We start from the raw sequence: 23980 nt of genomic DNA, 5'->3' as shown, positions 1-23980 counted from the left end.
GTATTCAAGCAGCACAAGCTTGTTGCGATGACAACTTTTCAGCAGCTGATAAGTGGCCAGTGCCACACTTGTCGGAGCTACCGGTGAGGTAAAGGCCGACAGTTCTAAATTCTGCAACTGATAATTACAATTTTTCAGAGCGACGCCGGTGCTGAATGCGGTTAAAATGCGGTGATTAATTAGGCGTTTGCCTTGCATAGTACTGTCAGTCACCGTATATTGCGCCGTTTTTTCCCGCCTGCCAGTGCAGGGACCGGAATCAGCACTCCGGCCAGGAATGTGCATAGCGAGAAACGAATGGAGTTTGGTTTGGATAAGCCATTGGTTGATATTCAGAATTTGACTTTCCGCCGCGGCGATCGTGTCATCTATGACGACATGAGTATGCAATTTCAGCGGGGCAAAGTTACCGCGATCATGGGGCCAAGCGGCATCGGTAAAACGACACTGCTACGGCTGATAGGTGGTCAGTTAAAGCCGGACAGCGGCAAAATCCTGTTTGAGGGGGCTAATATTCCCACGCTCAGCCGGCAGGAGCTGTATCAGGCCCGCAAAAAAATGAGCATGTTATTCCAGAGTGGCGCGTTGTTTACCGAGATGTCGGTGTTCGACAACGTCGCATTTCCGATTCGCGAACATACCCGGCTGCCGGAAGCCATTATCCGCACAATGGTGCTGATGAAGCTTGAAGCGGTTGGGTTACGCGGCGCCCGGGATTTAATGCCGGCAGAACTCTCCGGTGGCATGGCGCGCCGCGCGGCACTGGCGCGGGCTATTGCATTAGATCCGCAATTGATTATGTACGACGAGCCATTTGCCGGACAGGATCCGATTTCAATGGGCGTGATAGTCCGGTTGATACGCTCCTTGAATGATGCGTTGGGGCTGACTTCTATTGTTGTGTCGCATGACGTCGCTGAAGTGATGAGTATCGCCGATTACGTTTATGTGGTGGCGGAACGTCGTGTCATTGGCCACGGTACACCCGAGCAGTTGCGCCAACACGAATCACCGCTGGTGCAGCAATTCCTGCAGGGACAAGCGGACGGGCCTGTGCCGTTCCACTTTAAAGCAGCCGATTATGCTACTGAATTAATGGAGTTAAGCCGCTGATGCTGAATCAAATCCAGCAGTTAGGTGCCAACACACTAGGTACGTTGCAGGGCCTTGGCCGGGCAACTCTGATGTTGTTTGGTGCCTTATGGGGGCGGCCACGGCCGCTGAAGAACTGGCATCTGTATATGAAACAGATTTATGTGGTCGGTGTGTTGTCATTGCTGATCATTCTGGTATCCGGCCTGTTTATCGGCATGGTGCTGGCGCTGCAAGGCTATACAGTTCTGGCTAAGTTCGGTGCCGAACAGATGTTAGGGCCTTTGGTAGCGCTCAGTCTGTTACGTGAACTGGGACCGGTCGTGACTGCGTTACTGTTTGCCGGTCGGGCGGGCAGTGCGCTGACCGCAGAGATCGGTCTGATGAAAGCCACGGAACAGTTGTCGAGTATGGAGATGATGGCTGTTGATCCGCTGCGTCGGGTCATCGCGCCTCGGTTCTGGGCCGGCGTCATCAGTATGCCATTATTGGCGCTGATTTTTAATGCGGTCGGCATTCTGGGCGGCCATCTGGTTGGTGTCGACTGGCTCGGTGTTGATGGTGGCGGCTACTGGTCTGCGATGCAGGCTAATGTCGATTTCCAGCAGGATGTCATTAATGGCGTGATCAAAAGTATCGTGTTTGCCTTTGTGGTGACTGTGATTGCGCTGCACAAAGGTTTTGATGCGGTCCCAACGTCGGAAGGGATCAGTCAGGCAACGACTCAGACTGTGGTGACAGCCTCACTGGCTGTACTGGGTTTTGATTTTGTATTAACCGCTGTCATGTTTGGTGGATGAGAAATGGCATCACGTAAATTAGAGTTATTTGTAGGTTTTTTTGTCGCATTGGCGATCGCAGCGTTGTTGTTATTGGCACTCAAAGTGGCCAATACCGGTGTCGCCGGTTCGGATCAGAGCTATCAGTTATTAGCTAAGTTTGAAAATATTGGCGGCCTGAAGGCGCGTTCACCGATCAAAGTCGGTGGTGTTGTGGTTGGACGGGTCGCGTCAATTCAGTTAGATCCGGAATCGTTTCAACCGGTGGTTACACTGGAGATCAACAGCAGTTATAACAATTTTCCGGAAACCAGTTCACTGGCGATCCTGACCTCAGGGCTACTGGGGGAACAATACATCGGATTACAGCCGGGTTTTGTCGATGAGAACGTTGAAATTCTGAAAAACGGTGACTACATCGAAGACACCAAATCCGCCATTGTGCTGGAAGAGCTCATTGGCCAGTTCTTATTCAATCGTGGGAATCAATGATGAAAGCATTATTCAAAGTATTGCTGGCGGCGACTGCGCTGCTGGCGTTTTCGCAGGCTCAGGCGGCAGACGCTGCAGTGCCGAAATATGACGACCCATACAAAATGATGGAAGTGCTGGCAGATAAAACCTTCCAACGTATTGCCCGGCAACAGGCTGACATCAAAAAGGATCCGGAAATTCTGCGTACAATCGTCACAGAAGAGCTGGTGCCTTATATCGACAGCCGTTACGCAGCTGGTTATGTCATTGGCAACGCAGTCAAACTGAATACAGTGCCGAAGGAAGATTTTAATACTTTTGTTGGCGCCTTCCAGAACTACATGGTTGGTACTTATGCCGGTGTATTTACCCAGTATCGCGATCAGCAAGTGATGATTGAACCGGGTCAACCGATTGAAGCCCAAAAGAAAATTATCACGATCAAAACCCGGGTGATCGACCCTGGTAAACCGGATATCAAAATCGAATTTAAACTGCGTCGCGTCAAAGGTGCGAGTAACTGGTTGGTCTTTGACATGGTCGCCGAAGGTATTTCTTTACTGGATAGCAAGCGTTCTGAACTGGGCAGCCTGATCCGTCAGCAAGGCTTGGTCAGCGTGGCTGCGCAGTTAGAAGAGAAAGCCAAAGCGCCGATCAAAGCGCCTGAGAAAGCGAAAAATGCTTGAGATCCGTCAGGAACAGCAAGTACTGGTATTCAGCGGCGAGCTGGATCGCAACACCGTCGTGCAGTTCTGGCCATTTAAACCATTGCAGAGTCTGCAGGGCAATGCGGTGTTTGACCTTGCCGCATTAAAGCATGTGGATACAGCAGGCCTGGCCTGGCTGATCCAGGTATTGTCGCAGGCAAAGGCAAAATCTCTGCAGGTCACGTTACGTGGCATGCCGGCGCAATTGCGTTCACTGGCTGCGGTCAGTGATGTATTAAGCCTTTTACCGACAGAGAGCTGAAAAGCACTCCGAGGCAGGATATAATGACAACCCGGCGCCAGTACGCCGGGTTTTATTTTTGGCGATTGTCCGGTTAACGGACGCTCGCAAACCACCACACTGTGGCACAAGGGTATCCAGATGGATTGTAAAGAGATTGAACAGCGGTTGCTTGAGCAGCTGCAACTGGCTGAAGTGTATGTGAAAACTGATGGCAGTCATTACTCTGTCACGGCCGTGGGCGATTGTTTTGACGGCTTGAGCCGGGTAAAACAACAGCAGCTGGTGTACGCACCGCTGATGAGTGATATTGCCAACGGCAGTATTCATGCCCTGCAAATTAAAGCCTTCACGCCAACCCAATGGCGTCGTGAAAAACTCCTTAACCCGCCGGTGTAAGCAAAGATGCAACAATTTTTAGTCAAAGGCGGCGCCCGCCTGCAAGGCGAAGTATCTATTTCCGGTGCGAAAAACGCCGCATTACCGATCCTGTTTGCAACCCTGCTGGCTGAACAGCCATCAGTGATCAGTAATGTGCCTGCGTTAAAAGATATCGACACCACATTTAAACTGCTGCGGATGTTTGGCGCCGTCGTTGAGCGTGACGCTGATCGGGTGACCGTCGACGCGACCAACATCACCAGTCAGCTGGCGCCATACGAGCTGGTGCGCACAATGCGCGCATCTATTCTGGCGTTAGGGCCATTGTTAGCCCGTTTTGGTTATGCCGAAGTATCGTTACCGGGTGGCTGCGCGATCGGTGCGCGTCCGGTCAATCTGCACATCGATGGCCTGCGTAAAATGGGTGCGCAGATTGTCGTGGAAAATGGCTATATCAAAGCGCGGGTTGACCGGTTAAAAGGCGCACATCTGGTGATGGACATGGTCAGTGTCACTGGCACCGAAAACCTGTTGATGGCGGCAACGCTGGCTGATGGTGTGACCATCATCGAAAATGCTGCCCGTGAGCCTGAAGTAGTTGATTTAGCTAATTATCTGATTGCTTTAGGAGCGAAAATCAGTGGTGCTGGCAGTGCAACAATCCGGATTGAAGGGGTGCCGTCGTTAGTCGGTGCCAAGCACAAAGTGCTGCCGGATCGGATTGAAACCGGCACTTTTCTGGTCGCTGCGGCCGTTACTGGCGGGGATGTGACCTGTACCAATACCGATCCGGCTGAACTTGAAGTCGTGATGGAAAAATTACGGGAAGCCGGTGCTGAAGTCACCACCGGGGCTGATTGGATCCGCCTGAATATGACTGGGCGTAGCTTAAATTCTGTCAACGTGAAAACAGTGCCACATCCGGGCTTTCCGACCGATATGCAGGCGCAGTTCACTGTGCTCAATGTGGTGGCAAGTGGAGTCGGCGTTGTTACCGAGACTATCTTTGAAAATCGCTTTATGCATGTGCCGGAACTGCAGCGGATGGGTGCGCTGATCCAGCTGGAAGGCAATACGGCTGTGTGTCAGCACACGCCACAGCTGAACGCCGCGCAAGTGATGGCGACTGATCTGCGTGCATCAGCCAGTCTGGTGATTGCTGGTCTGGTTGCGCAAGGCGACACTGTTGTTGACCGCATTTATCATATTGACCGTGGTTACGAGCAGATCGAGTTTAAGTTGCAGAAATTAGGTGCAGAGATAACACGGATTAACGCGCCGGTTTAATCACTCTGTATTATGTGCTTAAAAAAATGCCCGCGGTTGCGGGCGTTTTTGTTGTCAGCATTGACGTCTATTCAGCTTCAGGCCTTAAGCCTATCCGGCATTTGAGCGTCACTTTTTGACCTTGCCTTTCCAGTAATAAATCAATCTCTGAGCCAGGCTCGGTTTCAGCCACGATGTCCAAGGCCTGACCAACGCTCGTCAGTGCCTTATGATCGACCTGCAACAGAATATCGCCTTGTTGCACGCCGGCAGTATCAGCAGGACCAAAAGGCTCAACCTGGTCGATCAGCACGCCATAAAATGGCTGACCGGTTGATACCTGACGCTCGCCAGCAGCATTAACGACCGGAATACCATTCATCCCAAGCGCCCCCCGCACAACTCGCCCGTGTTTAATCAGCTTTTGCATCACAGTCGCGGCCAGTTTATACGGCACAGCAAAGAAAATTCCCTGCACTTCCAGATTGCGCTGACGCTGAAACGCAGCGGTATTAATGCCGACTAACACGCCATTACTATTGACCAGCGCGCCACCTGAGTTGCCTTCATTGATGGCCGCGTCCATTTGCATAAAATCGGTGTATGAATTGGTACTGAGGCCAGCCCGGCCTGTCGCGCTGATAATGCCTTGAGTGATTGATTGGCCCAGATTTAACGGGTTACCAATCGCAAGTACCAGGTCGCCGACTTGTGGCGCCAGTTCCGGATTTTGTGGAATAACCGGCAGATCTTCTGCTTCGACTTTCAGCACGGCAAGGTCGGTCATTTGATCCTGGCCGATCAACAGTGCATCGAGCTGCCGGCCATCCTGCAGCGCAACGACGATTTGGTCGGCACCGTGTACGACGTGGTAATTGGTCACGATATAACCATCGCTGCGCATGATCACGCCCGAACCCAGTGATTGATTCTGGATGACACGGCGCTCATACGAGCGCTCGTCCAATTGAGTACTGCGCGTATAAACATTAACTACTGCTGGTGCCGCGGCGCGGACTGCTCTGGCATAAGATATGGCGGCTGGCTCGGATTCTTCAGGCTGCAGCAGATGGGCAAGCTGCAATTGCCCGGACGGGGCAAGAAGCAGGTAAAGCAGTGCAAGTGCCAGCCCATAGGCCACGCCCTTAAAAATCAGCAGCAGGAAATTAGTCACGACAGTTCTATCTGAGCTCAGGAATGTTTCAGCATAGCATTGATGCCGGCAAAGCTGCAGCAGAAAAAACGTTACTGATCATGAAATTGGGCTTGTCGTGGCCTGCTTGGACATAGCCAGGCTTCAGCATTTTTGCAAATAAAAAGCCGGGTTGCCCCGGCTTTATCTGATGGTACGAATTAACGGATCAACGTATAGAATACAGTGTTATCCCGTTGAATTTGCAGAGCAATCACACCTTGCGCCCCTTCCAGGATAGTACGGAGCTGATTGATATTTTCAATACGAGTACGCCCCACACCGATAATCACATCGTTTTTCGCCAATCCTAGCCTTGCTGCCGGCGATCCGTCGGCAACTTCAACAATCAACACGCCCGCATCGCCGTCGGCAGTTTTACCGTTAGCAAAGTTGGCTCCAGCCAACATGTCATGCAAATTCGCTGCGGTGACATTAGCCTGATCCGCGGCAGAAAGTTTTACATCCAGCGAGACCTGTTTATCTTCGCGCAAAACACCAAGTTTGACCGATTTACCTACCCCGAGTGTACCAACTTTGGCACGCAGTTCAGACATGCTCTGGATTGGCTTACCATTCAGGCTTACGATCGCATCACCCGCTTTTATCCCCGCTTTTTCCGCGCCGGAATTTGGTGTTACTTTGCCAACAAACACACCTTTGTTGGTTTTTACGTTCATATTTTTTGCCAGTTCGGCATTCAGGTCATTCCCTTCAATACCGAGCACGCCACGTTTTACTTCGCCAAATTCAATAATTTGATTAACCAGATTTTTCATCATCGTCGACGGAATAGCAAAACCGATACCGATATTGCCGCCATTTGGTCCTAATATGGCGGTGTTAATACCAATCAGCTCACCTTTTAAGTTGACCAGAGCACCACCGGAGTTACCGCTATTGATCGCTGCGTCGGTCTGGATGAAATCTTCATATTTTTCAATATCAAGACCACCGCGGCCAAGCGCACTGACAATACCGGAAGTGACGGTTTGACCTAAACCAAACGGATTACCAATGGCGACGGTAAAATCGCCGACCCGCAGCGTGTCAGAATCCGAGACCGTGATAGCGGTCAGGTTGTCGGCTTTGATTTGCAACAGTGCGATATCGCTGTCCGGATCTTCACCGATTTTTTTTGCATCAAAAGTCCGGCCATCTTTTAAGGTGACCTGAATTTCATCGGCTTGATTAATGACATGAGAGTTGGTAACCACATAACCTTTGGCGGCATCAATGATGACGCCGGAACCCAAACCGCGGAATGGCTGAGAGCGGCGCATTTCGCCTTGACCAAAAAACTGTTGGAACGCATCCGGCACCCGTTGACGCACTTCGCGGTTGCCAGCAACGTTAATGTTGACGACGGCAGGGGTCACTTTGTCGAGCATCGGGGCCAGGCTAGGCATTTCGGTGCCGGCTTCGGCACCGAAGAAAGGGAGTTTAGCCGCTGCAGGGCTTGGTTGAGCTAACAGAAAAACTGCAAGAATACTTGCGGTGACAAAGGATAACTTCATATTCATAACGCACTTGTCTCCATCGGGTAACTGCCTCTGAAGACCGGTGCATTTTTAAAAAGTTTCAGTTTCCTGAATTTTTTTCTGTTGGGAAGGTTTTCATCAACCCGCTGGAATGGCCCGCATAATCAAGCGGTTGCTGTGCATGTGACACTTGTTTGCGTCGGCGTTCATCGATTTGGCCAAGCGATTTACGAATATGTTCCGCTGTATCTGTCGACAAATAATTCAAATGCGTCGGGCGTTGCACCGGGGCTTTGTCGACCAGCGTCATCTTGGTACTGGCCATATGGCGGACGATTTGTTCGTAGTTATCCTGCAACTGACTCATCAGCCGTTGGGTGGTCTCCAGATGGTCGGACACTTCCGTGCGATAATTTTGCAACTGGGATTTACTCTCTTCGAGTTCAACCTGCAGTTTGTTCTGATTAAATTGCCGGACACTGTAAAAACGGGCGGCTGCAGCACCAATCACTAAACCGGCTATCAGCCAAAGAATGGAAGACATCAACATAACAACTCCTGGAACTACGATTTACTGTCAAGTGTAACCGATCTTCTTATCGGTAGTGGTAAGGCATGTTACTATAAGCGTTAACTTTTCCCGGCCAGAACCTGCGCCCGCACTGCATTGTATGATGACGCCACAGCAAAAATATCAGCTTGATTTACAGCGCCCCGATTTTCAGTTTGATGCCGCTCAGCAACATGCCGTGTTGCAACTGCAACGCCTGTATGACGATTTTGTCAGTCACGCTCCTAAAAAAATTACTATTTTCAATAAGTTATTAGGGAAGAAGCCTGAATCAAACCCGCTTAAAGGTTTGTATTTCTGGGGCGGTGTTGGCCGTGGCAAGACCTATCTGGTAGATACATTTTTTGAATGTTTACCCGGGAACCGCAAACTGCGTGTGCATTTTCACCGGTTTATGCACAAAGTCCATGACGAACTGAAAGCGTTGGCGGGTGAGCCCAATCCATTGGAAAAAGTCGCGGACCACTTCAAACGTGATGTGGATATCATCTGTTTTGACGAGTTTTTTGTCTCGGATATCACTGATGCGATGATCCTGGGCACGCTGATGCAGGCCTTGTTTGCCCGCGGCATCACGCTGGTGGCGACATCGAACATTGAGCCGGATGGTTTATACCGTAATGGCTTGCAGCGCGCGCGGTTTTTGCCGGCGATTGCATTGATTAAACAATATACCGATGTAGTGAATGTCGACAGTGGGATTGATTACCGCTTACGCACTTTGCAGCAGGCAGAAATCTATCACGCGCCGCTCGATGAAAAAGCTGAGCAAAATTTGCAGCAGTATTTTTTGGCGTTGTCGGTCGAGCCGCGACAGCAGGATGGCCAGATTGAAATTGCCAGCCGCAAGCTGCAGTATCGACGTGAGGCTGATGGCATTATCTGGTTTGAATTCAGTGAGTTATGCGAAACGATGCGCAGCCAGTATGACTACATGGAACTGTCGAAAATCTACCATACGCTGCTGCTAAGCGGTGTGAAGCAGATGGGGCAGGGCAATGACGATGTGGCGCGCCGTTTTATCGCGTTGGTCGATGAGTTTTATGAGCGTAAAGTGAAGCTGATTATTTCGGCAGAATTGCCAATGGAGCAGCTGTACACGCAGGGAATTCTGTCGTTTGAGTTCCGGCGCTGCCTGAGCCGTCTGCAGGAAATGCAGTCACAGGATTATCTGGCGCTGGCCCATCTGCCGTAAAACACTGATTCGATCGAAAAAATCTGCACAAAACAGCTGTTTTTTGTGCAGCCTTCCTTTATAATCCGCCGCCGGCCCACGTTACAGCCTGATTCTGCCGTAGCCTGGCAGTTTGCAGTACTCGAAGGGGTACGATAAACGACGCAGCCTGAGTAGGTTGTGTAAGGTGTAACATATTTATTTTTGGGTAGTTTTTGATGAAAACTTTTACTGCTAAACCAGAAAGCGTAACTCGCGACTGGTTCGTTGTTGATGCCGCAGGTAAAACCCTGGGTCGTCTGTCAACTGAAATCGCTAGCCGTCTGCGCGGCAAGCACAAGCCAGAATACACGCCACACGTTGACACCGGCGACTACATCATCGTAGTTAACGCTGACAAAGTGACTGTAACTGGTAACAAAGCGAAAAACAAAATGTACTATTCTCACTCTGGTTTCCCAGGTGGCATCAAAGAAATTAACTTTGAAAAGCTGCTGGATAAAAAACCTGAGATGGTACTGGAGACCGCGATCAAAGGCATGCTGCCAAAAGGTCCACTGGGTCGCGCTATGTTCCGTAAGTTAAAAGTGTATGCAGGCGCCGAGCATCAGCACGCTGCCCAGCAACCACAAGTTTTAGACATCTAACGGGAGCATAGACATGGCACAGAATCAATATTACGGTACTGGTCGTCGTAAGACCTCTACTGCACGTGTATTCCTGAAAGCGGGTGCTGGTAACATCGTTATCAACCAACGTACTATCACTGAATACTTCGGTCGTGAAACTGCTCGTATGGTTGTTATGCAACCATTAGAGTTAGTTGAAATGGTTGGCAAGTTTGACATGTACATCACTGTTAAAGGTGGTGGTATTTCTGGTCAGGCTGGTGCTATCCGTCACGGTATCACCCGTGCACTGATGGAATTTGACGAATCTCTGCGTCCTGCGCTGCGTAAAGCTGGTTTCGTAACCCGCGACGCTCGTAAGGTAGAACGTAAGAAAGTCGGTCTGCACAAAGCGCGTAAGCGCCCACAGTACTCAAAACGTTAATTCGTTTTCCCGAAAAACCCGGCTTCTGCCGGGTTTTTTTTCGTCTGAAACAATGCTCTGCACTCTGGTAATTCGACAAAGTCCGGTAATACTTGTTTGCGTCCGGCATAAAACAGCTATGGTGATAAAGGTGCACGCTCTGCTCAGATGCGCTGCTGCTTATCGTTAGTAATTTGTAAAGCAAATTCAGTCTGTTGCCCACATTGTCCGGGATCAAAAAATTGCGAAAAAAAACTGCAGCTGGTCGCATAGAATCAGTGTAAATCCTTGTAACAGGCAGGGCTTTTCATTATGATCCGCCGTATTTTGCAACTTATAATAATCGCTGTAATTCAGCCGCTTAAACTGCTTAAGTTTTAAGCGTAAACGTGGAGATGAGTGGATGAGCAATGCGCCAGTTGATCATGGTCGCCGTCGCTTCCTGACCATCGCGACCTCTGTTGTAGGTGGTGTTGGTGCTGTTGGAGCAGCCGTTCCCTTTATTGCTTCCTGGAATCCGAGTGAAAAAGCAAAACAAGCCGGTGCGCCTGTTACTGCGAATATCGGCAAACTCGAGCCAGGTCAGTTAATTCGGGTGGAATGGCGCGGTAAACCGGTGTGGGTCGTGAACCGTACACCGGATATGTTAAAAAGTCTGGCGGCCGTTGAAGGTCAGCTACGGGATCCGAATTCTGACGAAGAACAGCAGCCGGCTTATGCGAAGAACCAGCATCGCTCGAAAAAACCAGAAGTGTTTGTCGCGGTCGGTATTTGTACCCACCTGGGCTGCTCTCCAACTTACAAGATGGCTGATTTTGATGCCCATGTTGAAGGGATCGCATCTGGTTTCTTCTGCCCATGTCACGGCTCCACGTATGACATGGCTGGTCGGGTGTTTTCCGGCGTTCCTGCGCCAAAAAACCTGATGATCCCACCATATATGTTCACTGATGACACAACGCTGGTTATCGGTGTTGACGAGGGGACTGCCTGATGTTTAAAAATTTCATGAGTTGGATTGAGTACCGCATGCCATTTATGGAGAAGATGAATCTCCATGTGATGCAGTACCCGGCGCCAAAAAACTTCAATTTCTGGTACTTCTTCGGCTCCTTAGCGATGCTGGTACTGGTAAACCAGATTGTCACCGGCATCTGGTTAACGATGAATTTCGAGCCTTCTGCTGAACGCGCTTTTGCTTCTGTTGAATACATCATGCGCGATGTCGACTACGGCTGGCTGCTGCGATATATGCACTCAACCGGTGCTTCTGCCTTTTTTGTAGTTGTGTATCTGCACATGTTCCGCGGCATGATGTACGGCTCTTACCAGAAACCACGTGAGCTGCTGTGGATCTTCGGTATGCTGATTTTTGTCGTGCTGATGGCTGAAGCTTTCATGGGCTACCTGCTGCCATGGGGCCAGATGTCGTTCTGGGGTGCTCAGGTTATTATTTCAATTTTCGGTGTTATTCCGGGGATTGGTGATGATTTAACGCTGTGGATCCGCGGCGACTACGTCATTTCCGGCGCAACATTGAACCGTTTCTTTGCGTTACACGTCATTGCGCTGCCACTGGTGCTGGTCATTCTGGTGTTCTTACACATCATTGCATTGCACGAAGTGGGCTCAAATAACCCGGATGGTATCGATGTTAAAGTACCAAACGAAGGGCAGAAATTTGAGAATAACGTCTCAGAGAAATTCACCTTCCATGAATATTTCACCAAAGGTGGCAAGAAAATCATCGTCGATGCGATTCCATTCCACCCATATTACACGGTGAAAGATATCGTTGGCGTGGTGGGCTTCCTGATTATCTTCTGTGCAGTGATTTTCTTTGCACCTGAAGGCGGTGGCTACCTGTTAGAAGCGCCGAACTTTGAACCTGCGAATCCGATGAAAACACCTGACCACATTGCTCCGGTGTGGTATTTCACGCCGTTTTACGCCATTCTGCGGGCGATTCCGGACCAGTTGTGGGGCGCGATCCTGATGTTCGCAGCCATCATTCTGCTGGCACTGTTACCGTGGTTAGATCGCTGTAAAGTGCGTTCAGTGCGCTACCGCTCAACACTGCACAAACTGAATCTGGTTAACTTTGTGATTAGCTTTATTGTGTTAGGGGTTCTGGGTGTATTACCAGCAACACCGACATATACACTGTTTGCACAGATCGCATCTTTTGCTTACTTCGGCTTCTTCGGTTTACTGTGGTGGTACAGCAAAAACGAAAAAACCAAACCATTGCCTGTGAGGTTGTCATAATGCTGAAAAAGTTATTCTCAGTACTGGCACTGGTGACGTCTGCTTCAGTGTTGGCTGCAGGTGGTGTTGCTGTCCACCTGGACAAAGCACCGATTAACCTGCATGACAAAGAATCATTGCAGCGCGGCGCTAAGATGTTCCAGAACTACTGTCTGGGTTGTCACCAGATGGAGTACCAACGTTATTCACGTACGTTCCGGGATTTAGGTATTCCGGATGACGTCGGGATGAAAGAGCTGGCGTTTACGGCAAATAAAGTCGGTGATTTCATTAAGAACTCAACGCCAAAAGCCGATTTGGCCAGATGGTTTGGTGCGCCGCCACCGGATCTGACCAACGTGGCCAGGGTGCGTGGTCCGGATTGGATTTACACCTACCTGCGCTCGTTTTATGCAGACCCGACACGTCCATTTGGCGTGAACAACGAAGTGTTCCCACTGGTTGGTATGCCGCATGTGCTGCAGGAATTGCAGGGTATTCCGCATAAAAAACACGAAACACAGATGGTCGATGGTGAGTCGAAAGAAGTTTATGTCGGTATTGTCGCCGATGGATCAGGTGAACTTAGTCCGGAAGAATATGACCGTGCTGTAGCAGATCTGGTTAACTATCTGGAGTACACTGGCGAGCCTTCTAAACTTGAATCCCACAGCCTGGGTATTAAAGTAATGATCTTCCTGTTTATTTTCTTTGTGTTGGCATTCCTGCTGAAGAAAGAATACTGGAAAGACGTTCATTAAGCGCCACGCGCTGTCAGTATAAGGGGCCGCAAGGCCCCTTTGCCTTTTTCGGAGGAAGCCATGGCGAGCAACGCCAGCAGACGTAATACAATGACTTTGTTCAGTGCCGCAGCCGATATGGATAGCCATCACGTGCGGATGGTGCTGGCCGAAAAAGGCATCAGTGCAGATATTCTGGTCGTCCATCCCGGCAACCTGCCGGAAGACGTGTATGAAGTGAATCCATATGGTAGTTTGCCCACACTGATTGATCGCGATTTGGCGTTGTATCAGGCCGATATCATCATGGAATATCTGGACGAGCGTTTTCCGCATCCGCCATTACTGCCGGTCTATCCGGTCGCGCGTGGCCAAACCCGGCTGATGATGTATCGCATCAAACGCGACTGGTATGGTCTTGCTAATAAGATTCTGGCCGATGCACCCGGCGCAGCCGATGCCCGGCACGATTTACGTGAAAGTCTGTTATCGACCGCGCCGATTTTTGCTGACTCACCGTTTTTTATGAGTGACGAATTCAGCTTACAGGACGTATACCTGTCAGCGTTGTTATGGCGCCTGCCACTGCTTGGCATTGAGTTGTCCGGCCCTGGCAGCAAACCAATTAAAAATTATATGCTGCGGATGTTCGAACGCGATGCCTTTCAACAGTCACTGACTGAAGCAGAGCGCCGTATTCATCCCGGTATGTATTAAGAGAATTCATCATGCAAATGACTCCAAACCGGCCTTATCTGTTGCGTGCTTTTTACGAGTGGATTGTCGATAACAACTGCACACCTTATCTGGTCGTTGATGCCACTATGCCTGGCGTGAAAGTACCATTGCAGCATGTCAAAGATGGTCAAATTGTGCTGAATATCAGCCCGGGCGCTATTGGCAATTTATTGCTGGGTAATGATGCAGTGACTTTTAATGCCCGGTTTAGCGGCAATCCGTTTGCGCTGTATATTCCACAGCGTTCTGTGCTGGCGATTTATGCCCGTGAAAATGGCGCTGGCACTATGTTCACGCCGGAAGAAGAATGGCAGGAAGATGAGCTGGATGACGCGGATACTGACGTTGAAGAAGCCGCAGTCAGTGACAGCCCGGAACCCGGTCCGGATGATGACAAGCCGAAAAAAGGCAGCCATTTACGGGTAGTGAAATAGGCATTGCCTGTGTAAACCAAAAAGCCGCTCTATGCGGCTTTCAGACTGCTGACAAAGGCCTGGACGTAGATCCAGGCCTTTGATCTAATAGAGGGAGTCCAAACAGGAGCTGCCCTCATGCTCAGAGATATCTCCCCGCAACAACATCAGCTTGAAATGGTGACACTGGAACAGCTGGTGCCACAAAACCATCTGGTTCGTAAAATCGATACCACCATAGATTTTGAGTTTATCCGTACTGAAGTCGCTGATTTGTATTGTAAAGACAATGGCCGGCCGGCGATTGACCCGGTGATGCTGTTCAAAATCATGCTGCTTGGTTATTTGTTTGGCGTGCCCAGTGAGCGCCGGCTGATGCAGGAGATTGAGGTCAATGTGGCCTATCGCTGGTTTTTGCGTTTGTCGCTGACCGATAAAGTACCGGACGCTTCAACGCTCAGTCAGAACCGTATTCGCCGTTTCAACGGGACTGATGTGTTCCAACGGGTCTTCGACCGGATTGTTGAGCAGGCCATTGCCAAAAGGTTGATTGGCGGCCGCGTGCTTTACACCGACAGCACGCACTTAAAAGCCAGTGCCAATAAGAATAAATCCATCAATAAGTTAGTGGCAGCCAGTACCTCGGCCTATGTCGACCAGCTCGACGGTGCGGAATGCAATGTCTGCTGGCGGGTGCTGCGCAAAACATCAAGAAAATGGCGTTACTGCTGGCCGCCTGAGCCAGTCTCAAGCCTAAATCTCTATCAACCAAGCCAAATGCCAGCTCATTCAACACCAGCCCAATCAAATTCAACAACCCACAACATTATTAAGCCATGACCACTGACGGAGAATGCACCACTCCTGAAAAGCGCAAACCCCAGAAAACTGGGGTTTGTCATTAATCTGAAAGCCGCTCTATGCGGCTTTTTTATTTTCGGGCCCGGCAATTCAGTGCACCACGACTTTTCGCACGACCACAGGTTTTTTCACGACTACCTGCTTAACCACCACGGTCTTCGGCACCGGCTTTGCCACCACCACATGCCGGTGATGTGCCGGATGCACCACACAACCTGACAGTACCACCATCGCGAATAAGCCCATCAGCCAGACTCTTATCACCGCACCCGTTAACTTTTGCATCTAAGGTCCTTTATCGTGTTGGTTATTTACGGACTGAGTGTAGTGATTAACACGTCAATCAGGTGAAAAGGCAGGTAAAGGTTTGGTAAATCTCTTACGGGAACGCAACGCTCCAGCAAGGTCGCACAGACGCTATCACCAACCGATATCAATGTTTCATCAGGTTTTTCAAGTTGATTTTATTTAGGCTGAATTTGTGTTGTTGCAACAGTTGTTGAACTACAGAAACAAAAATATTACATTTCGAATTTTCAAATTGAGTTTATCTGCTTTGATTTTGGCAGACTTTTCACACAGGACGTGTTGCTGATGCATATCCCCACTGATCGTTTCCCTTTCTGGCAACAACCCAAAATAATTCTTGGCGTGATAACTCTGGTTACCTTAGCACTGGGCATGCTGATATCCGGTTTCTTTTCTGCCTCACCTGCATCATTACAGCAGCAGACCAGCCGGATACAGCAGGGGACTCTGGACAATCAAATCAGTGCCTTTGGCGTTTTAGTCCCGCAAAAAGTGCAAAGTCTGATCGCAATGACCGAAGGCCGGGTGTTGCAGCTGGCGCAAAGGCCCGGCGCTATGCTTGACGCCGGGCAGCCGATTTTGCAACTGGTCAATCCAAAATTACAGCGCCAGCTGGAAGAGCAGGAGCTGGCATTACAAGCGCAGCAGGCCGAATTTTTATTGCTGCAGCAGCTGGAGCAAGAACAGTTGCAACTGCAGCATGATTTACGGCTGGCCCAGGCCGAGCAACAACTGTTGCAAACCCAGCTGGCCGCCAAACAAGAGTTGTATCAAAAGCAAATTGTCTCAGCGCTGGATTTTGCCCAAAGCGAAGCATTGCTGACGCAGGCCAAACAGAAAGTACTGCTGGCCGAAGAAAAACTTAAAGGCTTTGCCAGATCCAGCCAAAACCGGCTGTCTGCAGCGGAACTCAACCGGCAACGCGCGGAAAAACAACGGGATATTGCCAAACAGGATGTGCTGGCGTTGGCCGTCAGCAGCGATATCAGCGGCTAGCTGATTGCGCTCGATGAAAGCTTAAAACCGGGCAGTCAGGTGGTGGTGGGGCAAGCTTTGGGGCAAGTAGCTGAGCCCGGGCAATTGTTAGCGGAGCTGAAAATCGGTGCTGTCGATGCGGCTTTAGTCAAACCCGGCCAGGCGGTGACGCTGAATATCAAAGGTAAACCCATGCTCGGTGAAGTCAGCTGGGTGTCGCCTAATGTGGTGGACAACTTTTTACGGGTTGATGTGACCCTGTTAAGTGACCTACCAGATACCGCCCGCGCCAATATTGAAGTCAAAGCTGATATCAATGTTGGGTCCCAAGAACAAACCCTGCTCAGCGACCGCGCTTCGTACATTCAAAAACCACAACAACGCCAGGCGCTGTTTGTCTGGGATGCGTCTTCGGCACAGTACCAGCGCCGCGAAGTACTGATCGGCAGTCTGACCGCCAAACAAATGCAGCTGTTAGATGGCGTCAAAGCCGGTGAACAAATTTTATTGCAGGTGCCGGCGGCACTGTTAAACAACGAAGTAATTGCACCGGAGGACCTCAATGGCTGAAGCCAATAACACAGCAACGCATCAGGCGGAAACCCTCATCGACATCCGGCAGGCATCTAAAGTCTTTACTCAGGGTAAGCTGCAACTGCCGGTGTTACAGGCACTGGATTTTCAGGTAACACGTGGCGAGTTTGTCGCGATTGAAGGCCGTTCCGGCAGTGGTAAATCAACCTTGTTATCGATTATTGGCTTGCTAGATTGCTTTTCAGCCGGCGAGTATTTGCTGCTTGGTCAGTCGGTGCCGGGGTTGTCGGCTTACCAGCATAGTGTGCTGCGTAACCGACATATTGGCTGGATTTTTCAGAACTTTAACCTGATTAGCAGCATGACAGTGGCAGAGAATGTCAGTTTACCACTGCGGTATTTAGCCGGCGTCAAAGCAGCCGAGTACCGCAGCCGGGCGGCGCAAGTGCTGGCGCAGGTGGAACTGTCTGACAAGCTGGATGCGTATCCCGAGCAGTTATCCGGCGGTCAGCAGCAACGGGTGGCAATAGCGCGGGCGCTGATTACTAACCCGAGCTTGTTATTGGCGGATGAACCAACCGGTAACCTCGATTCGCAAAGCGCGGAAATTGTGATGAACCTGCTGAGCAAGCTGCACCAGGATGGCGCGACTGTGCTGATGGTAACGCATGACCCACAGCTGGCAGCAAGAGCGCAGCGCCGTTTGTATCTGGCTGATGGTCAGTTTGTCGCAACAGCAACACAGCCAACTGCTGTTATGGCAGCGACTACCTCAGTCAATATGCCAGCGACTGAGCAGAGGGCCAGCTGATGCATGTGCTGTTCACGCTGAAGTTTAGCTGGCGCTTATGGCGGGGCCAGCGCCTGCAATGGAGTTTACTGGCGCTTGGCTTAGGCTGTTTCAGTGCATTATTGTTGCTGTTACTGCAATTAGGGCCGCAGCTGCGCACACCGTTGCCGGGCTGGGCGCAACCGGCAGATTTAGTGGCGACTGTACACCGCACCGACCCGCAAGGTCGTTATCGGCCCGTTAGCAATGCGGAGTTGTACCGGTTAAAGCAGCGGCCAGAGGTAGTTGAGTTGGCCATTGCCCGTTTTAAACCCAGTGAGTTACGAATCGCAGAACAGAATATCGACCGCACACAGCTGATGTTTTACAGCGAAAATCTACCAGAAGTGCTGGGGCTTAAAACTCCATTTTTTTCACAACAAACCGGTCAATCGCAGCCGGTTTACTTAAGTCATTGGTTATGGCAACTATTGGGCAAGCCAGAAGTTCAGGGGCTGGAAGTGCTGGTGCGTAACAGTGATAAACGCTATCTGGTTGCTGCGGTGTTACCTCCTGCTATGGACCGCTTTACCGAAAAACGACCGGGTTTATGGTTACCATGGGAGGACCGGTTTTTATCATTACTGGACAGTGATAAAGGCCACGATGTCAGCAAAGGTCCAGGCCCGAAAGCACTGGCGATGACAGAAAATCTGCCAAATAGTATTGGCTTTATTCGGCTTAAAGGTCCGGTCGATTTGTCTGTGCTGACCGAAAACTATGATGCAACGCCGGTTGAATGGTTAGGTCTGCAAGCTTTTAAAATGATTGAAGATAAACACCAGGCCGACATTATTCCCGGGATTGAGCTTTTTCCGGAACAACGTGCTGACCTGCTACAACAGTTCTGGCTGCTATGTTGCCTGACTTTGTTATGTGGCGCCGTGGTGGCTATTAACCTGGTGTTTTGCCTGATAGGCCAGCTGGTGCAGCGCCAACATGAAATGGGTATGCGTCAGGTGTTGGGTGCCCGTAGCCGACAGCTAAGTCGGCAGCTGGCGCTGGAGCAGTTACCGCTTTGGTGCGCTGCTGTCGCTACTGGTGGGTTGTTGTATTGGCAAGGGGCTGGCTTGTTGGCTGGGCTCAAGGTGTATCAGCAGTATTTTGGCAGCGCTGGCGTGCCTTTTGATTGGGGTTATGCCGCCATTGCCGTGTTGGTGCTGACTGTATTTTTACTGCTGTGCAGTCAGCTGCCACTGCTATGGCTGCTGCGCCGCGCCCGGATGTTTCGTAATCGCCAAGGCCAGCGTAACTTGTTGCAGCAACGGCTGGCGTGGGCGCAGCAGGTGCTGCAACTGAGTTTTGCCGGTCTGGCGTTGGTGCTGGCGTTGTCGCTGCAGTTTCAATTGCTACAGCAGGAAAAGGCTATCAGCCGCTGGTTGCCATTTGAAGAGCTGCAGTTGCAGTTAAACCCTGGCATTCAGCCTGATGCGAAGCTGCAACGTGGTGAGTTCGGGGTTTATACTCCAGAGCAAATCGCATTATCTGTGCCCTTTACTGAGCCTGAAGAACGAAAACTGACGACGACAGTCGCGGGGCACAGCCTTGAGATGTTTGTCGGCAGTATGATGGTCAGCAGCAGTTATTTGCAATTTTTAGGTGCTGAGCTGTTAGCAGGTGATATGGCAACAGACATCGATGGGATTATAATTAACCAGGCATTGGCGGATCCTTTGCTGGAGCCTGGCCAGACCTATGCAGATTTACCCGGCATGAGTTTGAGCTACATGGCGCCCTTCGAAGTGCAGGTACAAATCCGCGGAGTGGTGAAAGACTTGCCGCATCGCGGTGTCGCTGCAGCACCAATGCCGATGATGTACACCCAACTGAAACCTAATGGCTGGGGGCCGCACAAATATCTGACCCTCACCACAAATCTAAAGTTAGTCGACGAAGTGACTACAGCACTGGAAGACTGGGCTGACCGGCAAGGCCAGGATTTAGACATCAGCTACCGGGGCACTTTAGCCACTCAACTAGAGCAAATGAATGAACCTTATTGGATTTTTGCCCGCATTTCTATGCTGTTAGCCGGCGTGATTAGCCTGCTCGCCGCGTTAAGTTTGTATTACCAGCTGAAAACTCAGCTGCTGTTAGAGCAAAGTGTGCTGGCAACCAAACTGGCTGTTGGCGCCACAGTGCCGGGTTTAATCAGCCGCTTATGTGGCCATCAGCTTGGGTTATTACTATTCAGTGTGCCGGTATGCGCTGTGTTGCTATGGGGGCTTTCGCCCTGGCTCAGCGGCAAACTCGGGGCGCCGGTGTTTCAGCACAGCGCTGTGTTGCCGGCGCTGGTGATGATGCTGGCACTGGTGCTGCTGGCGACCGCGCTGCCGGCGCTGCGCTTGTTGCAAAAGCCCATCGCCTTATTGTTGCAGGGCCGGGCCACCTGAAGCGACTTGCCAGAAGGCGCGCATCAGTGGTTCGTGCAGGCGTTTGGATTGCATACAGATGCCTAAATCAAAAGGGGCAAACTGGTAATCCAGCGCCAGCACGCGCACCCGGTCACGCACCGGGCTGTGCTGCACTACAGGATCAGGCGCGATGGCCACACCGGTGCCCAGCGCGACCATACTGACCATCGCCTCATGGCCTTCCACTTTGGCGACAATATTCGGCGTGATGCCCTGGTATTTGAGCCAGGCATCGAGGCGGCTACGCGCCGGGCCATGTTCCGGCACGATCAGCGGGACTTTGTCCCAGTCCACAGTCGCTTCACTCAATAAATCATTGACCTTGCAGGGGATCACCGGCGCAATCAGCTGCAGCGGTAATTTGGCGATACTGGCAAAGGCAATATTCAGCGGTAAATTCGGCGGATACACGGCCAGCGCAATATCGGCTTCGTCGTTTTTGACTTTATCCAGCGCCAGTGCGGCGTCGCCGGTGGTCAGGCTGATTTCGGCCTTGGGGCAAAGCAGGCGGAATTTATCCAGAATGGCCGGCAAATGGCTGTAGCTTGCGGTGACGGTACAAAACAGCCGGAGCTCGCCCTGCAGTGCGTCTGACGTTAACGACAAATCCACCTGCAGCTGATGCCAGTCGGCCAGATATTGCTTCACAAACTGCTGAAAACGCACACCTGCCGGCGTTAACCGCACTGACCTTTTGTCGCGGCTAAATAACTGCACACCTAAATCATCTTCCAGCCGCTGAATAATCCGCGTCAACGTCGACGGCGACACATACAGCTGTTCACTGGTTTTACTGAAATTCAGGCTGCTGGCCAGATGCAGGTAAAGCTGGGCGCTGCGGATATCCATCAGATGCTGATTCTTAATTGCAAAAAGTGAAATACTGTTTTGAGAATATATCACTTCACGCAATGAAACCAGCGTCGTATGCTGGCTTTATCAAAACAGCGCACAGAGCGTTGTTCTGCCAGAAGTGCTGAAGTGCTTGTTGCACTGTCAGACCGGCAAACCAGAATTTTCAGGATCGACACATGGCTAATTATTTCAACACACTGAACTTACGCCAGCAGTTAAAGCAGCTGGGCAAATGCCGTTTCATGCAAAAAGCAGAGTTTGCAGACGGTTGTAACTTTATCAAAGGTTGGAAAGTAGTCATCGTTGGCTGTGGTGCTCAGGGTTTAAACCAGGGCCTGAACATGCGCGATTCTGGTGTGAATATTTCTTATGCACTGCGGGCTGACGCCATTGCGCAAAAACGCAAATCTTTCCTGCAAGCCAGTGAAAATGGTTTCACCGTAGGCACTTACGAAGAATTAATTCCAACGGCGGATCTGGTGCTGAACCTGACGCCGGACAAACAGCATACTTCGGTCGTTAAAGCCGTAATGCCGCTGATGAAACAAGGCGCGACGCTGGCTTATTCACACGGTTTTAATATCGTTGAAGAAGGCACCCAGATCCGCAAAGACATCACCGTCATCATGGTGGCGCCGAAGTGCCCGGGTACTGAAGTGCGCGAAGAATACAAACGCGGTTTTGGTGTACCGACGCTGATTGCGGTGCATCCGGAAAACGACCCGAATGGCAACGGCCTGGCGATCGCCAAAGCATACGCTTCTGCTACCGGCGGCGACCGTGCCGGCGTGCTGGAATCCAGCTTTGTGGCTGAAGTGAAATCAGATTTGATGGGCGAACAGACCATCCTGTGCGGCATGTTACAGACCGGTGCGATCCTGGCTTATGACAAGCTGGTTGCTGATGGTTACGAAGCCGGTTTTGCTGCCAAGTTAATCCAGTTCGGCTGGGAAACCATTACCGAAGCGCTGAAACATGGTGGCATCACCAACATGATGGACCGCCTGTCGAACCCGGCGAAAATCAAAGCGTACGACTTAGCTGAGCAATTAAAAGGCATTCTGCAGCCGCTGTTCGCCAAACATATGGACGACATCATCTCCGGTAAATTCTCCGAGACCATGATGGCGGACTGGGCGAACGATGACAAACAACTGTTTGGCTGGCGCGAAGAAACCCGTCAAAGCGGTTTTGAAAATGCACCGGTATCTAGTGAAAACATCGCAGAACAAGATTATTTCGACCGGGCGATTTTGTTAGTCGCCATGGTTAAAGCAGGGGTAGAGCTGGCGTTTGATACCATGGTGGAAGCCGGTATTGTCGAAGAATCTGCTTATTACGAGTCTCTGCACGAGACGCCACTGATTGCCAATACCATTGCGCGGAAACGTCTGTATGAGATGAACGTGGTGATCAGTGACACTGCCGAATACGGTAACTACCTGTTCAGCAACGCTGCAGTGCCGATGCTGCGCGACCTGGTGAACAACATCAGCCCTGAACTGCTCGGCAAAGGTTTAGCTGCAGGCAGCAACGGTGTTGATAACGTGCGATTGATTGAAGTAAACGATGCCATCCGCAATCACCCGGTGGAAATCGTTGGCAAGACATTACGGGGTTACATGACCGCGATGAAGCGGATTGTAGTTAGCGCTTAAGTAGCGCTACCAACCCCACACTGAGTTTTTTACGTGGACCTTGGTTGTTTGCCCGGCTTTGCCGGGCTTTTTTTTGGCAATTTCCCTACGGGCCAACGCTTTGCGTTATTAAAAATTGCTCCAGGCAATTTATTATGTGCACCATCTATGGTGCTACATGACATTTAGCGGGTAGGGTGTTTAGAGCAACGCGAAACACACCAGACATTGCACTGTTATACGTCCACATCCAACTGATAAAACAGAAGGTTCTTAATGAAATCGATCGCGCTCATCGCCCATGACGGTAAAAAAGCTGAACTGTTGGATTGGGTCGCCACTCATGCCGGTTTTTTCCAACATAAAACCTTATACGCAACCGGCACAACGGGACGGCTGATCAGCGACAAATTGCAGCTGCCAGTGCATTGTTTTGCCAGCGGGCCTTTGGGCGGCGACCAGCAAATCGGCGCTTTAATTGCCGAGCAAAAAATCGACTGGCTGGTGTTTTTCTGGGATCCCTTGAGTTCTCAGCCGCATGATCCGGATGTCAAAGCGCTGATCCGCCTCGCCGTGGTATGGAATATCCCGGTGGCATGTAACAAAGCCACCGCGGATTTTATTGTGCATTCCAGTTTGTTCCAGACCGATTATCAGCGCTCGGTGCCGGATTTCAGTGCGCATCAGCGTCGGTTTGATCCGGCGAAATGATGGTGTTCGGGTGAGTCTGGAGCTGGGTAACCAAAGCGGCAGCGAAGTGCAAGTGATGCAGTGAATGGCGGCTATGAGTGCAGGCTGTGTAAAAACTCATTTTTGCTGTATCGCGGCATGTTCCCCAGCATCAAGCGTTACAAATGACTCTACATGCTGTGATTTTTAGACAGGTATTAAAGGGAGGTTTATATGGCCTGGTATTTGTTGCGATACGGCGCTAAGCAGCGGTAAAAATGGCAAGTGCTGCTAGCCGTAGAGTTCTTCTAGCCTACTGGCCAATCCTGCCGTCCCCCAGATCGATATCATCCTTTTCAGGTTATAAGC

The 23980-nt window shown here is 50.7% G+C and carries 26 protein-coding genes and 1 pseudogene; 22 read left to right on the top strand and 5 right to left on the bottom strand.

Going from position 1 to position 23980, the window contains the following annotated elements:
• Positions 1-309 precede the first annotated feature (309 nt).
• The 7 genes from mlaF (at position 310) to murA (ending at position 4961) form a co-directional block, all read left to right on the top strand.
• Entirely contained in the window at positions 310-1113 is an 804-nt protein-coding gene (mlaF, locus tag ATY27_RS05995; protein WP_244151406.1) for a phospholipid ABC transporter ATP-binding protein MlaF, read from the top strand.
• A complete protein-coding gene (gene mlaE, locus ATY27_RS05990; protein ID WP_208933438.1) occupies positions 1110-1892 on the top strand; it encodes a lipid asymmetry maintenance ABC transporter permease subunit MlaE in 783 nt (260 codons plus the stop codon). The genes mlaF and mlaE overlap by 4 nt, the downstream gene beginning before the upstream one ends.
• Positions 1893-1895: 3 nt before the next feature.
• On the top strand, positions 1896-2363 hold the full coding sequence (gene mlaD / locus ATY27_RS05985) for an outer membrane lipid asymmetry maintenance protein MlaD (protein WP_208932838.1): 468 nt from the start codon (positions 1896-1898) through the stop codon (positions 2361-2363).
• Positions 2360-3031 carry an ABC transporter substrate-binding protein gene (locus ATY27_RS05980; protein WP_244151405.1) on the top strand — a complete coding sequence of 224 codons (672 nt, stop codon included), beginning with the start codon at positions 2360-2362 and terminating at the stop codon, positions 3029-3031. The genes mlaD and ATY27_RS05980 overlap by 4 nt, the downstream gene beginning before the upstream one ends.
• The gene (locus ATY27_RS05975; RefSeq protein ID WP_208932837.1) at positions 3024-3314 is read left to right on the top strand and encodes an STAS domain-containing protein; all 291 of its coding nucleotides are present in this window, start codon (positions 3024-3026) and stop codon (positions 3312-3314) included. The genes ATY27_RS05980 and ATY27_RS05975 overlap by 8 nt, the downstream gene beginning before the upstream one ends.
• 120 nt (positions 3315-3434) lie before the next feature.
• Entirely contained in the window at positions 3435-3692 is a 258-nt protein-coding gene (locus ATY27_RS05970) for a BolA family protein (RefSeq protein ID WP_208932836.1), read from the top strand.
• Positions 3693-3698: 6 nt separating this feature from the next.
• Positions 3699-4961, top strand: coding sequence for a UDP-N-acetylglucosamine 1-carboxyvinyltransferase (gene murA / locus ATY27_RS05965; RefSeq protein WP_208932835.1), 1263 nt, complete (start codon positions 3699-3701; stop codon positions 4959-4961).
• Between the two features lie 67 nt (positions 4962-5028).
• Here the strand turns inward: murA and ATY27_RS05960 are convergent, their stop codons facing one another.
• The 3 genes from ATY27_RS05960 to ATY27_RS05950 all read right to left on the bottom strand — a co-directional run bounded on the left by ATY27_RS05960 (position 5029) and on the right by ATY27_RS05950 (position 8163).
• The gene (locus ATY27_RS05960; RefSeq protein WP_244151404.1) at positions 5029-6114 is read right to left on the bottom strand and encodes a trypsin-like peptidase domain-containing protein; all 1086 of its coding nucleotides are present in this window, start codon (positions 6112-6114) and stop codon (positions 5029-5031) included.
• Between the two features lie 179 nt (positions 6115-6293).
• A complete protein-coding gene (locus ATY27_RS05955) occupies positions 6294-7655 on the bottom strand; it encodes a Do family serine endopeptidase (RefSeq protein ID WP_208932834.1) in 1362 nt (453 codons plus the stop codon).
• Positions 7656-7713: 58 nt separating this feature from the next.
• Positions 7714-8163: a YhcB family protein gene (locus tag ATY27_RS05950; RefSeq protein ID WP_208932833.1), complete on the bottom strand. Its 450-nt coding sequence runs from the start codon at positions 8161-8163 to the stop codon at positions 7714-7716.
• A 124-nt stretch (positions 8164-8287) separates the two neighbouring features.
• Here ATY27_RS05950 and zapE point away from each other — a divergent pair, with 124 nt between their 5' ends.
• The 9 genes and pseudogenes from zapE to ATY27_RS05905 form a co-directional block, all read left to right on the top strand.
• On the top strand, positions 8288-9379 hold the full coding sequence (gene zapE, locus ATY27_RS05945; protein ID WP_208933435.1) for a cell division protein ZapE: 1092 nt from the start codon (positions 8288-8290) through the stop codon (positions 9377-9379).
• A 197-nt stretch (positions 9380-9576) separates the two neighbouring features.
• Complete coding sequence (gene rplM, locus ATY27_RS05940) at positions 9577-10005, top strand: 50S ribosomal protein L13 (protein ID WP_208932832.1); 429 nt, start codon at positions 9577-9579, stop codon at positions 10003-10005.
• A 13-nt stretch (positions 10006-10018) separates the two neighbouring features.
• Positions 10019-10411 carry a 30S ribosomal protein S9 gene (gene rpsI, locus ATY27_RS05935; protein WP_208932831.1) on the top strand — a complete coding sequence of 131 codons (393 nt, stop codon included), beginning with the start codon at positions 10019-10021 and terminating at the stop codon, positions 10409-10411.
• A gap of 382 nt (positions 10412-10793) precedes the next feature.
• Entirely contained in the window at positions 10794-11384 is a 591-nt protein-coding gene (gene petA / locus ATY27_RS05930) for a ubiquinol-cytochrome c reductase iron-sulfur subunit (RefSeq protein WP_208932830.1), read from the top strand.
• Positions 11384-12658: a cytochrome bc complex cytochrome b subunit gene (locus tag ATY27_RS05925; protein ID WP_208932829.1), complete on the top strand. Its 1275-nt coding sequence runs from the start codon at positions 11384-11386 to the stop codon at positions 12656-12658. Before petA ends, ATY27_RS05925 begins: the two co-directional genes overlap by 1 nt.
• The gene (locus ATY27_RS05920) at positions 12658-13398 is read left to right on the top strand and encodes a cytochrome c1 (protein WP_208932828.1); all 741 of its coding nucleotides are present in this window, start codon (positions 12658-12660) and stop codon (positions 13396-13398) included. Before ATY27_RS05925 ends, ATY27_RS05920 begins: the two co-directional genes overlap by 1 nt.
• A 60-nt stretch (positions 13399-13458) precedes the next feature.
• Positions 13459-14094: a stringent starvation protein SspA gene (sspA, locus tag ATY27_RS05915; RefSeq protein WP_208932827.1), complete on the top strand. Its 636-nt coding sequence runs from the start codon at positions 13459-13461 to the stop codon at positions 14092-14094.
• A 17-nt stretch (positions 14095-14111) separates the two neighbouring features.
• A complete protein-coding gene (locus ATY27_RS05910; protein WP_208933434.1) occupies positions 14112-14549 on the top strand; it encodes a ClpXP protease specificity-enhancing factor in 438 nt (145 codons plus the stop codon).
• 117 nt (positions 14550-14666) lie between these two features.
• A pseudogene (locus ATY27_RS05905) lies at positions 14667-15194 on the top strand (transposase); the annotation flags it as partial.
• A gap of 285 nt (positions 15195-15479) precedes the next feature.
• On the opposite strand, the gene ATY27_RS05900 reads toward ATY27_RS05905, so the two are convergent.
• Positions 15480-15674, bottom strand: coding sequence for a hypothetical protein (locus ATY27_RS05900; RefSeq protein ID WP_208932826.1), 195 nt, complete (start codon positions 15672-15674; stop codon positions 15480-15482).
• A gap of 309 nt (positions 15675-15983) precedes the next feature.
• Here ATY27_RS05900 and ATY27_RS05895 point away from each other — a divergent pair, with 309 nt between their 5' ends.
• The 4 genes from ATY27_RS05895 to ATY27_RS05880 are packed head-to-tail and all read left to right on the top strand — an operon-like array spanning position 15984 to position 20429.
• Positions 15984-16694 (top strand): hypothetical protein, encoded by a 711-nt coding sequence (locus ATY27_RS05895; protein ID WP_208932825.1) that lies wholly within the window; start codon positions 15984-15986, stop codon positions 16692-16694.
• A complete protein-coding gene (locus ATY27_RS05890; RefSeq protein WP_347876419.1) occupies positions 16695-17243 on the top strand; it encodes an HlyD family efflux transporter periplasmic adaptor subunit in 549 nt (182 codons plus the stop codon).
• Positions 17236-18018: an ABC transporter ATP-binding protein gene (locus tag ATY27_RS05885; RefSeq protein ID WP_208932823.1), complete on the top strand. Its 783-nt coding sequence runs from the start codon at positions 17236-17238 to the stop codon at positions 18016-18018. The genes ATY27_RS05890 and ATY27_RS05885 overlap by 8 nt, the downstream gene beginning before the upstream one ends.
• Positions 18018-20429, top strand: a complete 2412-nt coding sequence (locus ATY27_RS05880) for an FtsX-like permease family protein (protein ID WP_208932822.1) — start codon at positions 18018-18020, stop codon at positions 20427-20429. Before ATY27_RS05885 ends, ATY27_RS05880 begins: the two co-directional genes overlap by 1 nt.
• Here the strand turns inward: ATY27_RS05880 and ilvY are convergent.
• A complete protein-coding gene (gene ilvY / locus ATY27_RS05875) occupies positions 20403-21299 on the bottom strand; it encodes an HTH-type transcriptional activator IlvY (protein ID WP_208932821.1) in 897 nt (298 codons plus the stop codon). The two genes, ATY27_RS05880 and ilvY, sit on opposite strands and share 27 nt — an antisense overlap.
• Positions 21300-21481: 182 nt before the next feature.
• Here ilvY and ilvC point away from each other — a divergent pair, with 182 nt between their 5' ends.
• Positions 21482-22963, top strand: a complete 1482-nt coding sequence (ilvC, locus tag ATY27_RS05870) for a ketol-acid reductoisomerase (RefSeq protein ID WP_208932820.1) — start codon at positions 21482-21484, stop codon at positions 22961-22963.
• A gap of 255 nt (positions 22964-23218) precedes the next feature.
• Positions 23219-23653 (top strand): methylglyoxal synthase, encoded by a 435-nt coding sequence (locus ATY27_RS05865; protein ID WP_208932819.1) that lies wholly within the window; start codon positions 23219-23221, stop codon positions 23651-23653.
• Positions 23654-23980: the final 327 nt, after the last annotated feature.

Source organism: Rheinheimera sp. F8, from assembly GCF_001518915.1.
Note: the sequence above shows the minus strand (reverse complement) of the source record. Positions and strands in the feature narration are given on the sequence as shown.